The following is a 17,874-nucleotide window of genomic DNA, read 5'->3' as shown; positions in this document are numbered from 1 at the left end:
CGTGGTGCGGCGGAGTTCATCCGCCGCACCACGCTGCTGTGCGCCGACGGGTGTCACTTGACGCAGGAACCTTCAGTCGGTTGCATACTTCTGTGATCACATACCGGACATCGGGAGCCGCGCCATGGACCCGGTGATCGTCGTCGGCGCGGGGCCCGTCGGGCTGTCCCTGGCCCTGGCCCTCGCGGGCGCGGGCGTGCCCTCCGTCGTGCTCGACGAAGGGCCCGGCAAGGACGAGGTCCGGCCGGCCCGTACGGTCGTCCTGCACGCGGACACGGCCGCCATGGCGCACCGGCTGGGCTGTACGCCGCTGCGCGACGAAGGGGCGTACTTCGCCGCCTGGCGCACCATGCGCCGCGGCCGCGACGGCCACCGGCTCACCTTCGAGGACCATCCGGCTCCGCTGCACGTCCCGCAGCACGCCCTGGCTCGCGGACTGCGCGACTCCGCCGCCGCGCACCCCCTCGTCCAGCTGGTCTGCGACACCAGGCTGGACGCCCTGGAACAGGACGACCGCGGCGTCACCGCGCACACCCGGGGCGCCGAGACCACCTGGTGGCGCGGGAGTTACCTGGTCGGCTGCGACGGCGCCCGCTCCACCGTCCGCAAGTTGCTCGGCATCCGCTTCCCGGGCCGTACCGCCGTCGAACGCCACGCCGTGGCCGCACTGCGCACCGAACTGCCCTGGCCCGGCGAGGCCCTGCTGCACCGCGGCGCACCGCACGAGGCCACCTCCCGGCCGCTGCCCGACGGGGTCTGGCGGCTCGACTGGCTGCTCCCGGCCCGCGGCGAGCTGGTGACCCCCGACGCGCTGGTCACCCTGATCCGCGACAGCCTCGCCCAGTGGTGCGGCGGCACGACTCCCCCGTACGACCTGCTGGACACCGGCGTGCACACGCTGCACCACCGGCTGGCCCGGCGGTGGCGCGACGGCCGGGCCTTCCTCGCCGGTGACGCCGCGCACCTGCTGGGGGCGCTCGGCACCCAGGGCGTCGAGGAGGGGCTCCGCGACGCCGAGAACCTGGCGTGGAAGCTGTCCCTGGCCTGGCACCAGGGTGCTTCCGAGGCCCTGCTCGACAGCTACGAGGGGGAGCGGCGCACCGCGGTCGCCTCGCGGCTGCGCGCCGCCGACCAGGCGATGCCCACGCTGCGCTCCGGCGGCGGCCTGCGCACCTACCTGCCCGGGGCCTCGCGTTCCGCGGAGTCCCTGCTGACCGACGGACACCTGGGGCGCGGCCCGCTGGGCTCGGAGCCGGCGTACGCCCCGCCGGTGGCCGTACGCGAGGTGCCGACGGCCACGGAACCGGGCGGTCCCGTGGCGAACGTCCCGGTGACCGCTCCCGACGGCGCGACCGTGCCGCTGCGCGACCTGCTGGGGCAGGGGCGGGTGCTGGTGGTCCTGGTGGCCCCGGGCACCGGGGTCTGGGACCGGCGCCACTGGCTGGGCGCCGGGCTGATGCCCCGCCTCGCCGCGGCGGTCAGTGCCCTCCCGGTCCGCGCCGACCTGCTGGTCGCGGACAGCTACCCGGGCGCTCCGGCCCACACCGTGCTGCTGGTGCGGCCGGACGGGCACCTGGCGGCGACGTTCGCGGGGGTGCGTCCGGCCGAGCTGTACGAGGCGGCGGACGCCGTCCGGGCCGGTGCGCCCGAGTCCCGGCTGCCGGCGCCGTCGACCTCGTCCGCCGGCTCGGCCCCGTCCCCGGCCTCCATCTCCCCGACCGGGGTGATCGATTGACCGTGCGCGGGCCCGCATGGTTCACTCGCGAAATGACCGGCAACGACGTACGCCTGTGGCGGAGGGTCCATATGGACCTGCTCCGCTATGCGGGCTGCGTGTGTCGCCCTTCCTGCTGATTCGCCCTTCCCTCCGCGCGCCCCGTGCCGTCCACCGGCCTGCGCGCATTTCCGCGAACCCAGGAACGGTCCTCATCCCCATGTCTCTCACCGCACCCGCGCACACCCCTGCGCCCGTGGCGGCCGGCGGCCCCACGGCCCCCGAGCTCCTCGACTTCGCCCTCCGCACCGCTTCCGACCCCGAGGTCGTGGCCTCGCTGCCGCTCGATCCCGAGGGCCGCACCTGGATCCGCCTCGACGGGCCCGGGGGCAGCGAGGCCTGGCTGATCGGCTGGCCGCCGGGCACCGGTACCGGCTGGCACGATCACGCCGAGTCGCTCGGCGCGTTCGCCACCGCCCGCGGCCGGCTCACGGAACGCTCGCTGGCCGTGCGCCTGCCCTCGGAGGGCTGGCGGTCGCTCGAACTGGCGCCCGACGTCGACCGCAGCCGCACGCTGCCCGCGGGCGGCGGGCGGGCCTTCGGGCGGCACCACGTGCACGAGGTCCTCAACGAGTCCGCGGACGAACACGCGGTCTCGGTCCACGCCTACTACCCGCCGCTGCCGCTGATCCGCCGGTACAGCCGCAGTGGGCCGGTGCTGCACCTGGAGCACGTCGAGCGTCCGGCGGACTGGCAGTGAGCGCGCCGGTCGGCATCGACGAGCTGCTGGAGCGCGTCCGGGCCGGATACACCCGCGTCGACGCCCAGGAGGCGTACACGGCCGCGTCGGCGGGAGCGCTCCTGGTGGACATCCGCTACCAGGCCCTGCGGGAGCGGGACGGGCTCATCCCGGGAGCGCTGGTGGTCGAGCGCAACGAGCTGGAGTGGCGCCTGGACCCGACGGGCAGCCACCGGGCCGCCGAGGCCACGAGCCACGACCTGCGGGTGGTGGTGATCTGCAACGAGGGGTACGCGTCCAGCCTCGCGGCCGCCTCGCTGCACGCCCTGGGGCTGCACCGGGCGACCGACCTGACCGGTGGCTTCCAGGCGTGGCGGGCGGCTGGGCTCCCCGTCGTCGGGGGCGCGGCTGCCCAGCAGACGCCATCGCAGCCGTGAGCACTCGGGGGCAGCTCGGGGGCGAGCCGGCTCATTCCCCCGTGTGACGCAGGTCCTCGGTGTCCTCGCCCTCCGTCTCCAGGGCGCGGCGGACCACCCGTAGGGCCATGCCCTCCGGGTAGCCCTTGCGGGCGAGCATCCCGGCCAGGCGCCGGATCCGCTTGTCCCGCTCCAGGCCCCGGGTGGAGCGGAGCTTGCGGTCCACGAGCTCGCGGGCGGTCTGCTCCTCCTGGTCGCCATCCAGCTGCTCCAGGGCCTCCTCGACGAGGGCGGCGTGCACCCCCTTGGTCCGCAGTTCTTGGGCGAGCGCCCGGCGGGCCAAGCCGCGGCCGCGGTGGCGGGACTCGACCCAGGCTCCGGCGAAGGCCGCGTCGTCGATGAGGCCCACCTCCTCGTACCGGGAGAGGACCTCCTGCGACACCTCGTCGGGGATGCCCCGCTTGTGCAGGGCGTCCGCGAGCTGCCGACGGGTGCGCGGGCTCCCCGTGAGCAGGCGCAGGCAGATCGCCCGCGCCTGCTCCTCGGGGCTCTGGGGCGGCAGCTCCGGACGGTCCTCCCGGCCTCGCCGGCGCCCGCCGCCCCCCTCCTCCTCGCGCACGGGTCAGCTCTTGGCGACGGCGGCCTTGGCCGTCGTCTTGGCCTTCGACGCGGTTGCGGGCACTGCAGCGGCATCGGCGGGGGCGGCAGCAGCAGCGGCAGCCGCCGTGTCGTCGCCGTCCTTGCGGGCGCCCACGCCCAGCTTCTCCTTGATCTTCCGCTCGATCTCGTTGGCGAGATCCGGGTTGTCCTTCAGGAAGTTACGGGCGTTCTCCTTGCCCTGGCCGAGCTGGTCACCCTCGTACGTGTACCAGGCACCGGCCTTGCGGATGAAGCCGTGCTCCACACCCATGTCGATCAGGCCGCCCTCGCGGCTGATGCCCTGGCCGTAGAGGATGTCGAACTCGGCCTGCTTGAACGGCGGCGCGACCTTGTTCTTCACGACCTTGCAGCGGGTCCGGTTGCCGACCGCCTCCGTGCCGTCCTTCAGGGTCTCGATACGGCGGATGTCGATGCGCACCGAGGCGTAGAACTTCAGCGCGCGGCCACCGGTCGTGGTCTCCGGCGAGCCGAACATCACGCCGATCTTCTCGCGGAGCTGGTTGATGAAGATCGCGGTGGTCTTGGACTGGTTGAGCGCACCGGTGATCTTGCGGAGGGCCTGGCTCATCAGGCGGGCCTGGAGACCCACGTGGGAGTCGCCCATCTCACCCTCGATCTCGGCACGCGGCACGAGGGCCGCCACCGAGTCGATGACGATCAGGTCGAGGGCACCGGAGCGGACGAGCATGTCCACGATCTCCAGTGCCTGCTCGCCGGTGTCCGGCTGCGAGAGGATGAGGTTGTCGGTGTCGACACCGAGCGCCTTGGCGTACTCGGGGTCGAGCGCGTGCTCGGCGTCCACGAAGGCGACGGTGCCGCCGGCCTTCTGCGCGTTGGCCACGGCGTGCAGGGTCAGGGTCGTCTTACCGGAGGACTCCGGGCCGTAGATCTCGACGACACGGCCGCGCGGCAGACCACCGACGCCGAGGGCGATGTCCAGCGCGGTCGACCCGGTGGAGATCACGTCGATGGGGTCGTTCGGCTTGTCGCCGAGACGCATGACCGCGCCCTTGCCGAATTGCCGTTCAATCTGTGCGAGCGCGGCGTCGAGAGCCTTCTCGCGGTCGGTGCCTGCCATGGGTTCCACCCGGTTTGCTTGAGTCGATCGCTTCACGCCATTGACGCTAATGCCTGCCACTGACAATGCGCCCCACGACCGGTTCGGCTGTGGACAACTCATCAGAATGGATGTTCGATTTCCGTGTCAAGCTCGCCACGCTCGGAGCGCTATGCCCTCATTGCGTGGATATCCTATGAAGTGTGATCGAGTCTGGACGGCCACGACTCCGTAGGCGCCCCGGCCCGGGAAGACTCGTGCGGCTGTCGCCGGTCATCCTGACCGTCGTCATCGCCAGCCTGGCATACACCACTCCGCCGGAGATGGCCTTCAGCCGCCTCCTGCCCGCGGCGCCGGCCCTCGCGGCCGCCATGTGGCCGGTCCTCCCCACCGTCCTGCTCGGGACGGTCTGCCTCGTCCTGATGATCGGCCTCAGCCTCGTCTTCCCCGACCTGGGGACGTGGTGGACTGCCGCCGGGATCATCGCGGTCACCGTGGCGGCGGCGTACGGCAGCCACGTCCGGCTCCAGCGGGAGCGCACGCTCTTCCAGGTGCGGCTGGTCGCGGACGCGGCGCAGCAGGTGGTCCTGAGCCCCATGCCGCGCCGCTTCGGCAGGATCGAGATCGAGTCGCTGTACCTCGCGGCCGCTGCGGAGGCCCGCATCGGCGGGGACTTCTACGAGGTGGTCGACACCCCGTTCGGGGTCCGGCTGCTCATCGGCGACGTGCGGGGCAAGGGCCTGCCCGCGGTGGGGGCGGCCGCAGCGATCGTCAACGCCTTCCGGGAGGCCGCGTACGGCGAGGCCGACCTGGTCGACGTCGCGCGCCGGCTGGATGCCAGCAGCACCCGCTACAACTCCGCCTTTCCCCCCGAGGGACCGATGGAGCGCTTCGCCACCGCCCTCCTAGTCCAGATCCCGCACGAGGGGAGCCGCATCGACATCCTCAACTGCGGACATCCACCGCCGCTGCTGCTGAACCGCGGCGAGCCCCGCGCCCTCGAATCGGCCACTCCCTCGCCGCTGCTCAGCCTCGCGGACCTGATCGGCGACCAGTACAGCATCGACACCTTCGACTTCGCCCCCGACGACCTGCTGCTCCTCTACACCGACGGGATCGCCGAGGCACGTGCCCGCGACGGCGAGTTCTTCCCGCTGGCGGCCTGGATGGGCCGGCAGCCCCCGACCCCGCCCCACGAGCTGCTCACGGCCCTCCACCGCGACCTCCTGCACTACAGCAGGGGCCGCCTGGACGACGACATCGCTGCCCTCGCCGTCCGCCTGCGCGGCCCGCGCCCCGCGGAGCCCTGAGGCCCGCACGGGGGCCCGCACGCGCGGAAAAATGCGGCGGGTGGACGGGCGGGCGGCTCGTACGATCGCCGCATGGTCGATTTCCTGTATCCGCCCAAACCCCGCCCGGGGGACCGGATCGCGGTCCTGTCCCCCTCGTCCGGGCTGCCCGGGCTCTTCCCGCTCCCCTACGAGCTCGGGCTGCGCAGGCTCCGGGACGACTTCGGGCTGGAGCCCGTGGAGTACCCGACCACGCGGAAGATGGGGGCGAGCCCCCAGGAGCGGGCCGCGGACCTGCACGCCGCCTTCGCGGACCCGGACATCAAGGCGGTGATCGCCACCATCGGCGGCGACGACCAGATCACCGTCCTCCCGCACCTCGACGGCGACCTGCTGCGTGCCCACCCCAAACCGTTCCTCGGCTACAGCGACAACACCAATCTCCTGCTGTTCCTGCGGAACCTGGGCATCGTCGGCTACCACGGCGGCTCGGTGATGGTCGAGCTCGGCCGCCCGGGCGCGATGCACCCGGCCACCGCGGACTCCCTCCGGGCGGCGCTGTTCACCTCGGGCACGTACGAGCTGAACCGCTCCGGCGAGTACGGCGACGTCAACGGCCCCTGGGAGGACCCGAGCACCTTCGAGGCCGAGCCGTCGATGGAGCGCTCCTACGGCTGGACCTGGCACAACGGACACCGGGTGGTCGAAGGGGCCGGCTGGGGCGGCAACGTGGAGATCCTCTCGTGGCTGCTGATGGCCGGCCGCGAGGTGCTGCCCGCCGAGTCGTACGCCGGCGACGTGCTCTTCCTGGAGACCTCCGAGGAGATGCCGCGCGCGGAGGATGTGTACCGGATCCTGCGGGCCATGGGCGAGCGCGGCCTGCTGCGGCAGTTCCCCGCGCTGCTGATGGGCAGGGCGAAGAGCTGGTCGTTCGAGAACAGGTTCGACGCCGGGCAGAAGGAGCGGTACCGCGCCGAGCAGCGCGAGGCCGTCCTGCGCGCGCTGCGCCAGTACGCTCCCGACACCATGGCGGTCTTCGACGTGGACCTCGGCCACACCGACCCGCAGCTGGTGGTGCCCGTGGGCGGGCGGATCCGGGTGGACGGGCCGGCGCGGCGGATCACCGTCACCTACTGATCCGCCGGCCGCCCCTGCTCCGCCGGATCCCCCCCGCCCGGCCGGGGCGACAGCGCGACGCCGAGCGAGTCGGCGGCGAAGGGCCTCGGCGCGCGCTCCTCGTAGAAGACGTCGAGCTCGGTGACGGTGAAGCCGGCGGCGGTCAGCAGGTCGACGGTGCGCCGGGTGAGATGGCACCCGCCGCACAGCCGCTTGTGCAGCGGTTCGATCCGCCGCTGCCAGCGGCGGACGCCCTCGTCCCGCGCCGGGGCCAGGCCGTGCTCGACGAAGTGCAGGCTTCCCCCGGGCTTGAGTACGCGCCGTACTTCACGCAGGGCCGCCACGGGATCCGGGATGGTGCACAGCGTCCAGGTGGACAGGGCCGCGTCGAAAGTGGCGTCCCCGAAGGGCAGCGACTGCCCGTCGAGGCCGGCCCTGCGCACCGGGACCGGCGAGGCCGCCACGCGGTCGGCGGCGAGTTTCCACCCCAGGTCGGAGGGCTCGATCCCGGCCACGCCGGTGACGCCCGGCGGGTAGAAGGGGACGTTGTGGCCGGTACCGAAGCCGATCTCGACGACCTCCCCGGCCAGCCCGGCGCAGACGCGGCGCCTGAGCGGCCGGGCCCCCTGCGCCCCGCAGGCGAGGTCGACGATCCGCGGCACGATCCGTTCGGCGTAGAAACCCATCACAGCCTCCGTCCCGGAGTTACCGGCAACCAGCATGGCACTGGCGGCGGGGGCGGACGGCGGTCGACACCCACTGACAACCAAAGGTTGACGCCGCTCCGACTGTCAACCTAGGGTTGCGTCTATGACGAACCCTTCGGTGGAACCCGTCCGCATGACCCATCCGGTACGCCTCGACGATCTGATCGAGGCCATCAACAAGGTCCACACCGACCCCTTGGAGCAGCTCAGCGGCGCCGTCGTCGCGGCGGAGGCCCTCGGAGACGTCGCGGACCACCTCATCGGCCACTTCGTCGACCAGGCACGACGCTCCGGTGCCTCCTGGACCGACATCGGCCGCAGCATGGGCGTCACCCGCCAGGCGGCCCAGAAGCGCTTCGTGCCGAAGGCGGACAAGGAGGGCGCCGGCGGCCTCGACCCGAGCGCGGGCTTCGCCCGCTTCACCCCCCGCGCCCGCAACGTGGTCGTGGCCGCGCAGAACGAGGCCCGCGCCGCGGGCAACACCGAGATCGGCACCGTCCACCTCGTCCTGGGCCTGATGGCCGAGGCCGACGGCCTCGCGGGGGTCGCCCTGCGCGCCCAGGGGGTCTCGCCGGACGAGGTACGGGCCGCCGCGGCCGCCGTACTGCCGCCGGCCCGGGCCGAGGTCCCCGAGCTCGTGCCCTTCGACGCCTCGGCGAAGAAGGCGCTGGAGCTGACCTTCCGTGAGGCCCTGCGCCTGGGCCACGACTTCGTCGGCACCGAGCACGTGCTGCTCGCGCTCCTGGAACTGGAGAACGGCGAAGGCGTCCTGAGCGGGCTCGGGGTGGACAAGGCCGCCACCGAGGCGACCGTCAGCGAAGCCTTGGCAGCCGTACTCGGCGGCGAGGACGGGAAGTAGAGGAATCCGCGTCCCGCGTCAGCTCGTAGCGCTTGACGTACGCACCGAGGAAGGCCTGCAAGGTGGCGACGGCCGGGATCGCGATCAGCGCCCCGACCGCGCCCAGCAGGGCGGTGCCCGCGATGACCGATCCGAAGGCCACCGCCGGGTGGATGTCCACGGTCTTCGAGGTCAGCTTCGGCTGGAGCATGTAGTTCTCGAACTGCTGGTAGACCACCACGAACACGAGGACGTACAGCGCGTACCAGGGATCGACGCTGAAGGCGAGCAGGACCGGCAGCGCGCCCGCGAGATAGGTGCCGATGGTGGGGATGAACTGCGAGACCAGCCCCACCCACACGGCGAGCGCGGGCGCGTACGGCACCCCGAGCACCGCCAGCACAATGTAGGTCGCAACACCCGAGATCAGCGCCATCAGCCCGCGCGAGTAGAGGTAGCCGCCCGTCTTGGCGACGGCGATCTCCCAGGCGCGCAGCACCTCGGCCTGCTTGGCGGGAGGCAGTACGGAGCACAGCGCCCGGCGCAGCCGCGGCCCGTCGGCGGCGAAGTAGAAGGAGAACAGCCCGATCGTCAGCAGCTTGAAGAGGCCGCCGAGCACGGTGGCCGACACGTCGAGCACGCCGGACGCGCTGTTCTGCACGTACTTGCGCAGCCAGTCGGAGCGCAGCACGCTCTCCTGGATCTCCAGCCGGGACAGATCGGTGCGGAAGGTGGAGTTGATGAAGTCGATCACCGAGTCGAGGTAGCCCGGGAAGCCCTCCACCATGGCGATGATCTGTCCCGCGAGCAGGGAGCCGAGCAGCGCGAGGAACCCCACGGACACCGCGAACACCGCGCTGAACATCAGGAAGGTGGCGAGCCCGCGGCGCATGCCGGCGGCCGCCATCCTGGCGACCGCCGGTTCGATCGCGAGTGCCAGGAAGAACGCGATCAGGATGTTGACCAGCAGCCCGATCAGCTGGTGGAAGGCCCAGCTGCCGAGCTGGAAGCAGGCGACGAGCGCCAGGACGAGCACCACCGCCCGCGGCAGCCAGCGCGGCATGCGGTCCCCCGCCCCGTTCGGTGCGGCGCCGGCCGGGGGTCCTCCCGGGCCGGCGGGGCCCGGAGGCGCGGCGGGATCGGCCGGCCGGGCCGCGGCGGTGCCGGCCGCGCCCGGGTCCGCGCCGCCCGGCTGCGGCTCCGGTTCGGCAGCCGAGGCGGCCGGGGCCGCGGAGGCGGCGTCCGGGTCGGCCGCCCGGGGCTGCGGCAGGGCTCCCTGGACGGGTGCGGGCTGGTCGGTCGTCTCTTCGGTGGCTCCCACGGCGCCCAGTCTGTCCCACCGACCGCCCGTACCGCGAAACGGGCGCACGCCACCGCGCTCCGGCCGCCCGGAGCCTCAGCGCAGGGAGGCCGGCACGTCCATCGCCGAACACACCGCGCGCCAGACGTCCTTGGTCTCCCAGCCCGCCTCCAGCGCCTGGTGAACGGTCAGGCCGTCCAGTTCGGTCATGACGTGGTCCCGTGCGAAGGAGTCGGCGTAGGCGGCACCGAAGTGCTCGGCCATCCGCTCCCAGAAAATCGTCAACCGCATGCCCCCAGTATCCCGCCCCGGAGAGTGCACCGGCCGCGTTCGCCCCGCGCTCCCGCCCGGCGGGGTCCTACGTTGCACGCATGCCCGGAGACGAAGCCTCGCCGCAGAGCCCGCGATCCCCGCAGTCCGCACGCTCCGTACCGCCCGCGCACACCGCGGGGACCCCGCCCGCCCCGCCGGGCCCCCGGTCGCCGTCCGATCCGCTGCCCGCCCTGGACCGTGCCGAGCGGTTCATCTGGCTCACGGCCCGCGTGCTGGAGCAGCGCCGCTTCGCGTTCCACTTCCTCGGCGGGGACGCCGACCCGGTCGACACCGCCCTCGGCTCGTACCTCAACCCGGACGGCGGCTACGGACACGCGCTCGATCCGGACCTGCGGGGGCCGCTGAGCCAGCCCCTGCACACCGCTCACGCCCTGCGCGTCCTGGACGGCCTCGGCCGCTGCGCCGGGCAGCGCATCGAGCGGCTCTGCCGTCACCTGACGGCGGTCTCCACACCGGACGGCGCGCTCCCCGTGGTCTTCCCCGCCCCGCGCGACTACCCGGCGGCCCCCTACCACCCGGTGCTCGACGACCCCCCGGGCGAACTCCTGACCACCGCTCCGGTCGTCGGCCTGCTGCACCGCAACCGCGTGTGGCACGCCTGGCTCTTCCGGGCCACCGACTTCTGCTGGGACCGGATCGAGCACCTGCACCGCACGCACCCGTACGAGGTCCAGAGCGCCGTGGCCTTCCTCGACGGCGTCCCCGACCGGGCGCGCGCGGCGGCGGCCGCCGACCGGCTGGGACGGCTGGTGCGCGAGCAGCGGCTCGTGGTGCTGGATCCGCGGCGGCGGGCGGAGTTCCCGCCGGCCGCGGGCTACGCGCCGGGCGAGCACCTGTTCCCCCACGACGTCGCGAGGCGGCCGGAGTCGCTGGCCCGCGGCTGGTTCACGGACGAGGAGATGCGCCGCTCCCTGGACCACCTGGCCGCCGCCCAGCAGGCGGACGGCGGCTGGCCCGTCCGCCGGGAGGCCTGGGCTCCGGGCAGCTCCTTGGAGCGGCGGCCGATCGCGACGCTGGAGGCCCTGCTTACCCTGCGGGCCTACGGCCGTCTGCCCGCCCCGGTCAGCCGCCCAGGGCCCGTACCCCCGCGGTGACGGCGACGGCGGCCGCGACCACCACCAGGAACGGGGCGCGCAGCAGCAGGGCGAGCCCGGCGGCGGCCAGACCGGCGGCGCGGGCGTCGACGACGAGCGCCGACCCGGTGCTGAAGGTCTGCTGGGCCGTGAGCGCGGCGAGCAGGGCGACCGGCAGCAGTGCGGCCAGGCGGCGCACCAGCGGCCGCTCCAGCGCGCCGGCGGGGACGAGCAACCCCGCGTACTTCACGGCGTAGCAGCCGACGACGGTGAGGCCGATGGCGATCCACACGTTCACGGGCGGCGTCCCTTCATCCACAGCACGGCGGGGGCGGCCAGAGCCGCGATCAGCACGGGCACCCCGGCGGGCAGCACGGGCAGGAAGCCCAGGCCGAGGACGAGCGCGAGGGCGGCCACCGCCCGCTCGGTGGCGGTCTTCAGCATCGGCGCGAGCAGCGCCAGGAACACGGCGGGGCCGGCGGCGTCCAGCCCCCAGGCCCGGGTGTCGCCGATGGCCTCGGCACCGAGCGCGCCGAGCAGCGTGGTGATGTTCCACAGCGCGTAGAGGGTGAGCCCGGTGACGGTGAAGCCCAGCCGCGCCGACCTGCGGTCGGGCTGGGCCAGGGCCACGGCGGTGGTCTCGTCGATCACCCAGTGCGCGGCGAGGGGCCGCACAGCGCGCGGCAGCCGCAGCAGCTGCGACAGGCGCAGCCCGTAGAAGGCGTTGCGGGTCCCCAGGAAGAAGGCCCCGGCGGCTGCCGTGAACGGGTTCCCACCCGCGGCCAGCGCGCCGACCAGGGCGAACTGCGAGGCCCCGGTGAACACGAGCAGGCTGAGCACGCACGCCTGCAGGGTGGTGATGCCGGCTCCGGCCGCGGTCACCCCGAAGGCGAACCCGGACAGGCCGACGGCGACGCCGACCCCGAGCGCGTCCCGTACGACGGCGGCCCGCGGCCGCCCGCCGGGCGCCGCGCTCTCTCGTGTCCCTGGCTCGGTGACCAGCTGCTTGTCTCCCACACCCCGAACGTACGCGCGGCCCGGCCGGACGGTCTTGTACGTTCTTGCACGGCCTCCCCCGTGCGGCCGCAGCTGGCCGACCCGGCCCGATCGGCGGGAGACCCGCTACCCGGCCCGCTCCCGGCGGTACGCGCCCGGCGGCACCCCCACGATGCGGGTGAAGTGCCGGTTCAGGTGGGGCTGGTCGGTGAAGCCGACGGCGACCGCGGCCTCCGCCGGCGGGGTGCCCGCGTCGAGCAGCCGGCGCGCCCGGCGGACCCGGGCATCGGTCAGCCAGGTGTGCGGCGGCATCCCGTACCGCTCCCGGAAGGCCCGCAGCAGGGCGAAGGGGCTCGTGCCCAGCCCGGCCGCGAGCTGCTCCAGCGACGGCGGGTCGGCGAGCCGCTCCTCCAGTACGGCCCGGGCGGCCTCCGCTTCGGACCCGCCGGTGCCGCGGAGCGTGCGGGCGGGCAGCGGTCCGGCGTGCCGGGTCAGCATTCGGGCGACCACGCCCCGCAGGAGCGTGTCCGCAGCCAGCGCGTTCCCCGCCTCGGCGGCTCGGTGCACCTCGGTGATGGTGCGGGAGGCCTGCGGGTCGGTGACGAGGTCGGCGGTGAAGCCGGGGGTGCCGCGCAGGGTGCCGATCTCGGCGGCCACCTCGGCGATCAGGCCGCTGGACGGGTAGAGGGTGGCGTACGCCCAGCCCTCGGGCGCGCCGGCACGCGCCGTGTGGGGCACCTCCGGATTGATCAGCACCACGCTGCCCGGTCCTGCGCGCACGACGTGGCCGGGGAGGCCGACCTCCTCGATGCCGCCGGTGACGGCCGCGATGACGTAGCCGTCGTGGGCGTGCCGCGGGAAGGTGTGGCGGACGTAGTGGGCGCGCAGCAGGTCGAGCCCGGGCAGTTCCCGGTACCGCCAGTGCCGGGCCCACTCCCCGCGGCCTCCGTCCGTCGCCATCCCCCCATTCTGCGCTCCTGCGACGACTCGCGTTTGCGCAGCTCCGGGGCGTTGTCAGTGGCGGGGTGCACGATGGGGGCATGGCAGGCGCTGCGCTCGACTCGTTCTCCCCCGCGACCCGCTCCTGGTTCACGGGGGCCTTCGTCGCGCCCACCAGCGCGCAGGAGGGTGCCTGGCGCGCGATCGGGGAGGGCGCGGACGTGCTGGTGGTGGCTCCCACCGGCTCGGGCAAGACCCTGGCCGCCTTCCTCGCGGCCCTCGACCGGCTCGCCTCGACCCCGCCGCCCGCCGAGTCGAAGAAGCGCTGCCGGGTCCTGTACGTGTCGCCGCTGAAGGCCCTCGCCGTCGACGTCGAGCGCAATCTGCGCAGCCCGCTGACGGGGATCCGGCAGGAGTCCGTGCGGCTCGGGCTGCCGGAGCCGGACATCCGCGTGGGGATCCGCTCCGGGGACACGCCGGCGGCGGAGCGGCGGGCGCTGGCCACGCGGCCGCCGGACATCCTGATCACGACCCCCGAGTCGCTGTTCCTGATGCTGACCTCGGCCGCGCGGGAGGCGCTGGCGGGGGTCGAGACGGTGATCGTCGACGAGGTGCACGCGGTGGCGGGGACCAAGCGCGGCGCCCACCTGGCGGTGTCCCTGGAGCGGCTGGACGAGCTGCTGCCCCGGCCGGCCCGCCGGATCGGGCTGTCGGCGACGGTCCGCCCGGTCGAGGAGGTGGCCCGGTACCTGGCGCCGCGCGGCAGGGTGGAGATCGTGCAGCCCCCGTCGGACAAGGAGTTCGACCTGTCGGTGGTCGTCCCGGTGCAGGACATGGGCGAGTTGGGGGGCTCGCCCGCGTCGGAGGGCCGGGAGGGCGGGGACCGGCCGTCGATCTGGCCGCACGTGGAGGAGCGGATCGCGGACCTGGTGCAGGCGCACCGCTCGACGATCGTGTTCGCCAACTCCCGCCGGCTCGCGGAGCGCCTGTGCAACCGCCTCAACGAGATCGCGTACGAGCGGGCGGTGGGTGAGAAGCTGCCCGAGCACTCCTCCCCGGCCGAGGTGATGGCCCAGTCGGGCGCGGCCACGGGCGCGCCGCCGCTGCTGGCGCGGGCGCACCACGGTTCGGTGTCCAAGGAGCAGCGGGCGCTGGTCGAGGAGGACCTGAAGGCGGGCCGGCTGCCGGCCGTGGTCGCCACCTCCAGTCTGGAGCTGGGCATCGACATGGGCGCGGTGGACCTGGTGGTGCAGGTGGAGTCGCCGCCGTCGGTGGCCTCCGGGCTGCAGCGGGTGGGCCGGGCCGGGCACCAGGTGGGCGCGGTCTCCACCGGGGTGGTCTTCCCCAAGTACCGGGGCGACCTGGTCCAGGCGGCGGTCGTCACCGAGCGGATGCGCACGGGGGCGATCGAGTCCCTGCGCATTCCCGCCAACCCCCTCGACGTCCTGGCGCAGCAGCTGGTCGCCATGGTCGCGATGGACACCTGGCAGCTGGACGACCTCCTCGCGCTGGTGCGGCGGGCGGCGCCGTTCGCGGCGCTCCCGGAGTCGGCGTTCACGGCGGTGCTCGACATGCTGGCCGGCCGCTATCCGTCGGACGCCTTCGCGGAGCTGCGCCCGCGCGTGGTCTGGGACCGGGTGGCGGGGACGGTCACGGGCCGGCCGGGCGCCCAGCGCCTCGCGGTCACCTCCGGCGGCACGATCCCGGACCGCGGGCTCTTCGGGGTCTTCCTGGCCGGTTCGGACCCGAAGAAGGGCGGCGGCCGGGTCGGCGAGCTCGACGAGGAGATGGTCTACGAGTCCCGGGTGGGCGACGTCTTCACGCTGGGCACCACCTCCTGGCGCATCGAGGACATCACCCGCGACCGGGTCCTGGTCACCCCGGCCCCCGGGGTGCCGGGGCGGCTGCCGTTCTGGAAGGGCGACCAGTTGGGCCGCCCGCTGGAGCTGGGCCGCGCGGTCGGCGCGTTCCTGCGCGAGCTGGGCGGGCTCGCCGAGGAGGACGCCCGGCTGCGGCTGGTGTCGGCCGGCCTGGACGCCTGGGCCGCGCAGAACGTGCTCGCGTACGTGGCGGAACAGCGCGAGGCGTGCGGCCACGTCCCGGACGACCGGACGATCGTGGTGGAGCGGTTCCGCGACGAGCTGGGCGACTGGCGGGTCGTCGTCCATTCGCCGTTCGGCGCCCAGGTGCACGCGCCCTGGGCGCTGGCGCTCGGCGCCCGCCTCGCCGAGAAGTACGGCATGGACGCCCAGGTGATGCACGCCGACGACGGCATCGTGCTCCGCCTCCCGGACGTGGACCTGCTGTCCATGGACCTCCTGGACCACGATCCGGCGGGCGCTCCCGCCTTCGAGTTCGACGACGCGCAGGCGCCGCTGGGGGCGGCCGACGTCGCCTTCGACCGCGGCGACATCAACCAGATCGTCACCGACCAGGTGGGCGGCTCGGCGCTGTTCGCGTCGCGCTTCCGCGAGTGCGCGGCTCGCGCGCTGCTGCTGCCGCGCCGCAGCCCGGGCCGCCGCACCCCCTTGTGGCAGCAGCGCCAGCGGGCCTCCCAACTGCTGCAGGTGGCATCGGAGTTCGGCTCCTTCCCGATCGTGCTGGAGGCCGTACGGGAGTGCCTGCAGGACGTCTTCGACGTGCCGGGCCTGACCGAGCTGATGGGCGACATCGAGGCGCGCCGGGTCCGGCTGGTCGAGGTCACCACCCCGGAGCCGTCCCCCTTCGCGCGTTCCCTGCTCTTCGGCTATGTCGCCCAGTTCCTCTACGAGGGCGACTCCCCGCTGGCGGAGCGCAGGGCGGCCGCGCTGTCGCTGGACTCCCGGCTGCTGGCCGAGCTGCTCGGCCAGGCGGAGCTGCGTGAGCTGCTCGACGCGCAGGTGCTGGAGGAGCTGGAGCGGGAGCTGCAGTGGCTCACCGAGGACCGGCGGGCCAAGGACGCCGAATCGGTGGCGGATCTGCTGCGCCTGCTGGGCCCGCTGACGGAGGGTCAGCTGGCCGAGCGCGGCGCGGAGGCGGGCTGGGCGCGCGAGCTTGCCGAGGCGCGCCGGGCGATCCGGGTGCGGATCGGCGGCGCGGAGCACTGGGCGGCGATCGAGGACGCGGGGCGGCTGCGGGACGCGCTGGGCACCGCCCTGCCCGTCGGCGTGCCGGAGGCCTTCACCGAGCCGGTCAAGGATCCGCTGGGGGACCTGCTGGCGCGGTACGCGCGCACCCACGGGCCGTTCACCACGGCGGCCGTGGCCTCTGCCTTCGGCCTGGGCACGGCGGTCACCGAGGGCGCCCTGAACCGTCTCGCGGCGGCGGGGCGGGTGGTGCAGGGCGAGTTCCACCCGGCCGGCATCGGGCAGGAGTGGTGCGACGCGGCGGTGCTGCGCCGGCTGCGCCGCCGCTCCCTCGCCGCGCTCCGCCAGGAGCTGGAGCCGGTCCCGCCGACCTCGCTGGCCACGTTCCTGCCCCAGTGGCAGCACCTGGGCGGCGCCCTGCGCGGCCTCGACGGCCTGGCCCGCGCGGTCGAGCAGCTCCAAGGCGCCCCGGTGCCGGCGTCCGCGCTGGAGCGGCTGATCCTGCCGTCGCGGGTCGCCGGCTACTCTCCCGGCCTGCTGGACGAGCTGACCACCACGGGGGAAGTGGTCTGGGCGGGGGCCGGAGCCCTGCCCGGCAAGGACGGCTGGGTGTCCCTGTACCTGGCGGACGCGGCCCCGCTGCTTCTGCCCCCGCCGCACCCGCTGGAGGCGAGCCCGGTCCAGCAGGCGGTCCTGGCGGCCCTCTCCGGCGGGTACGGCCTGTTCTTCCGCCAGATCGCGCAGGCCGTCCGCGCCGAGTTCCCCGAGGTGTCGGACCTCGCGCTCTCCGATGCGCTGTGGGAGCTGGCCTGGTCGGGCCGGCTCACCAACGACACGCTGGCCCCGCTGCGCTCGCTGCTGGGGTCGGGCCGCACCGCGGGCTCCACGGCCCACCGGGCCCGCCGCACCGTCCCGCGCGGGCGCTACGGCACGCTGAGTGCGACGGCGTCGCGCACAGGTCCGCCCACGGTGTCCGGGCGCTGGTCGCTGCTGCCGTCCCAGGCGCCCGACCCGACCCACCGGGCGCACGCCCTGGCCCGCACCCTGCTGGACCGGCACGGGGTGGTGACCCGCGGCGCGGTCGCCGCGGAGGGCGTGGAGGGGGGCTTCAGCGCGGTCTACCGCGTCCTGTCGGCCTTCGAGGACAGCGGTCAGGCCCGGCGGGGCTATGTGGTGGAGGGGCTGGGTGCCGCCCAGTTCGCGATGGACGGAGCGGTGGACCGGCTCCGGGCCGCCGAGCGCACCCCGCCCCCGTTGGCGGCGGTGGTCCTGGCCGCCGCCGACCCGGCCAACGCCTACGGGGCGGCCCTGCCCTGGCCCGAGCCGCCGGCCGGTGCCACGCACAAGCCGGGCCGCAAGGCGGGCTCCCTGGTGGTTCTGGTGGACGGGGAACTGACCCTGTACCTGGAGCGCGGCGGCAAGACCCTGCTGGCCTGGCCCGGGCCGGAGGACCCGCGGCTGACGGCGGCGGTCGCCGCCCTCGCCTCCGGCTGCCGATCGGGCAGCCTGCCGGCGCTGACGGTGGAGCGGATCAATGCCGAGGCCGCCCTCACCTCGCCGCTGGGTCCTCCGCTCGAAGCGGCCGGGTTCCACGCGACGCCCCGGGGACTGCGCCTGAGGCAGTGAGCGGGC

The 17,874-nt window shown here is 74.3% G+C and carries 17 protein-coding genes; 9 read left to right on the top strand and 8 right to left on the bottom strand.

Going from position 1 to position 17,874, the window contains the following annotated elements; genetic code table 11:
* The first annotated feature begins 124 nt into the window (after nt 1-124).
* From IF89_RS0126860 to IF89_RS0126850, 4 genes are all read left to right on the top strand, one after another.
* Nucleotides 125-1,735 carry an FAD-dependent monooxygenase gene (locus tag IF89_RS0126860; RefSeq protein ID WP_051807662.1) on the top strand — a complete coding sequence of 537 codons (1,611 nt, stop codon included), beginning with the start codon at nt 125-127 and terminating at the stop codon, nt 1,733-1,735.
* Between the two features lie 32 nt (nt 1,736-1,767).
* Complete coding sequence (locus IF89_RS49650) at nt 1,768-1,854, top strand: putative leader peptide (RefSeq protein WP_311318651.1); 87 nt, start codon at nt 1,768-1,770, stop codon at nt 1,852-1,854.
* Nucleotides 1,855-1,934: 80 nt separating this feature from the next.
* Nucleotides 1,935-2,474 (top strand): cysteine dioxygenase, encoded by a 540-nt coding sequence (locus IF89_RS0126855; RefSeq protein ID WP_030773299.1) that lies wholly within the window; start codon nt 1,935-1,937, stop codon nt 2,472-2,474.
* Nucleotides 2,465-2,890 (top strand): rhodanese-like domain-containing protein, encoded by a 426-nt coding sequence (locus IF89_RS0126850; protein ID WP_051807668.1) that lies wholly within the window; start codon nt 2,465-2,467, stop codon nt 2,888-2,890. The genes IF89_RS0126855 and IF89_RS0126850 overlap by 10 nt, the downstream gene beginning before the upstream one ends.
* A gap of 31 nt (nt 2,891-2,921) precedes the next feature.
* Here the strand turns inward: IF89_RS0126850 and recX are convergent, their stop codons facing one another.
* Both recX and recA read right to left on the bottom strand, forming a co-directional pair.
* Entirely contained in the window at nt 2,922-3,488 is a 567-nt protein-coding gene (recX, locus tag IF89_RS0126845; protein WP_030773296.1) for a recombination regulator RecX, read from the bottom strand.
* Nucleotides 3,489-3,491: 3 nt separating this feature from the next.
* Nucleotides 3,492-4,607 (bottom strand): recombinase RecA, encoded by a 1,116-nt coding sequence (gene recA / locus IF89_RS0126840; protein WP_030773294.1) that lies wholly within the window; start codon nt 4,605-4,607, stop codon nt 3,492-3,494.
* Nucleotides 4,608-4,843: 236 nt separating this feature from the next.
* Here recA and IF89_RS0126835 point away from each other — a divergent pair, with 236 nt between their 5' ends.
* Both IF89_RS0126835 and IF89_RS0126830 read left to right on the top strand, forming a co-directional pair.
* Nucleotides 4,844-5,896, top strand: a complete 1,053-nt coding sequence (locus tag IF89_RS0126835; RefSeq protein ID WP_043194439.1) for a PP2C family protein-serine/threonine phosphatase — start codon at nt 4,844-4,846, stop codon at nt 5,894-5,896.
* A gap of 72 nt (nt 5,897-5,968) precedes the next feature.
* Nucleotides 5,969-7,012, top strand: a complete 1,044-nt coding sequence (locus IF89_RS0126830) for a S66 family peptidase (RefSeq protein WP_030773288.1) — start codon at nt 5,969-5,971, stop codon at nt 7,010-7,012.
* Here IF89_RS0126830 and IF89_RS0126825 read toward each other — a convergent pair.
* Entirely contained in the window at nt 7,006-7,677 is a 672-nt protein-coding gene (locus IF89_RS0126825) for a class I SAM-dependent methyltransferase (RefSeq protein ID WP_051807661.1), read from the bottom strand. The two genes, IF89_RS0126830 and IF89_RS0126825, sit on opposite strands and share 7 nt — an antisense overlap.
* A gap of 124 nt (nt 7,678-7,801) precedes the next feature.
* On the opposite strand from IF89_RS0126825, the gene IF89_RS0126820 reads away from it, so the two are divergent.
* The gene (locus IF89_RS0126820) at nt 7,802-8,557 is read left to right on the top strand and encodes a Clp protease N-terminal domain-containing protein (protein WP_030773281.1); all 756 of its coding nucleotides are present in this window, start codon (nt 7,802-7,804) and stop codon (nt 8,555-8,557) included.
* Here IF89_RS0126820 and IF89_RS0126815 read toward each other — a convergent pair.
* Nucleotides 8,511-9,599 (bottom strand): AI-2E family transporter, encoded by a 1,089-nt coding sequence (locus IF89_RS0126815; RefSeq protein WP_420706970.1) that lies wholly within the window; start codon nt 9,597-9,599, stop codon nt 8,511-8,513. The two genes, IF89_RS0126820 and IF89_RS0126815, sit on opposite strands and share 47 nt — an antisense overlap.
* Before the next feature lie 333 nt (nt 9,600-9,932).
* The gene (locus IF89_RS0126810) at nt 9,933-10,127 is read right to left on the bottom strand and encodes a DUF3046 domain-containing protein (protein WP_030773274.1); all 195 of its coding nucleotides are present in this window, start codon (nt 10,125-10,127) and stop codon (nt 9,933-9,935) included.
* An 80-nt stretch (nt 10,128-10,207) separates the two neighbouring features.
* On the opposite strand from IF89_RS0126810, the gene IF89_RS0126805 reads away from it, so the two are divergent.
* The gene (locus IF89_RS0126805; RefSeq protein WP_420706967.1) at nt 10,208-11,263 is read left to right on the top strand and encodes a hypothetical protein; all 1,056 of its coding nucleotides are present in this window, start codon (nt 10,208-10,210) and stop codon (nt 11,261-11,263) included.
* Here the strand turns inward: IF89_RS0126805 and IF89_RS0126800 are convergent.
* The 3 genes from IF89_RS0126800 to IF89_RS0126790 all read right to left on the bottom strand — a co-directional run bounded on the left by IF89_RS0126800 (nt 11,232) and on the right by IF89_RS0126790 (nt 13,198).
* Nucleotides 11,232-11,540 carry an AzlD domain-containing protein gene (locus tag IF89_RS0126800; protein WP_030773269.1) on the bottom strand — a complete coding sequence of 103 codons (309 nt, stop codon included), beginning with the start codon at nt 11,538-11,540 and terminating at the stop codon, nt 11,232-11,234. The two genes, IF89_RS0126805 and IF89_RS0126800, sit on opposite strands and share 32 nt — an antisense overlap.
* Nucleotides 11,537-12,259, bottom strand: a complete 723-nt coding sequence (locus tag IF89_RS0126795; protein WP_199820566.1) for an AzlC family ABC transporter permease — start codon at nt 12,257-12,259, stop codon at nt 11,537-11,539. The genes IF89_RS0126800 and IF89_RS0126795 overlap by 4 nt, the downstream gene beginning before the upstream one ends.
* Nucleotides 12,260-12,364: 105 nt before the next feature.
* The gene (locus IF89_RS0126790) at nt 12,365-13,198 is read right to left on the bottom strand and encodes an AraC family transcriptional regulator (RefSeq protein ID WP_030773264.1); all 834 of its coding nucleotides are present in this window, start codon (nt 13,196-13,198) and stop codon (nt 12,365-12,367) included.
* An 80-nt stretch (nt 13,199-13,278) separates the two neighbouring features.
* On the opposite strand from IF89_RS0126790, the gene IF89_RS0126785 reads away from it, so the two are divergent.
* The gene (locus IF89_RS0126785) at nt 13,279-17,868 is read left to right on the top strand and encodes an ATP-dependent helicase (protein WP_030773262.1); all 4,590 of its coding nucleotides are present in this window, start codon (nt 13,279-13,281) and stop codon (nt 17,866-17,868) included.
* The last annotated feature ends 6 nt before the right edge of the window (nt 17,869-17,874 follow it).

Source organism: Streptomyces sp. NRRL F-2664 (genome assembly GCF_000719345.1).
GTDB lineage: Bacteria > Actinomycetota > Actinomycetes > Streptomycetales > Streptomycetaceae > Streptomyces.
The sequence above is the reverse complement of the archived record's forward strand: the minus strand, read 5'-3'. Positions and strand labels throughout refer to the sequence as shown.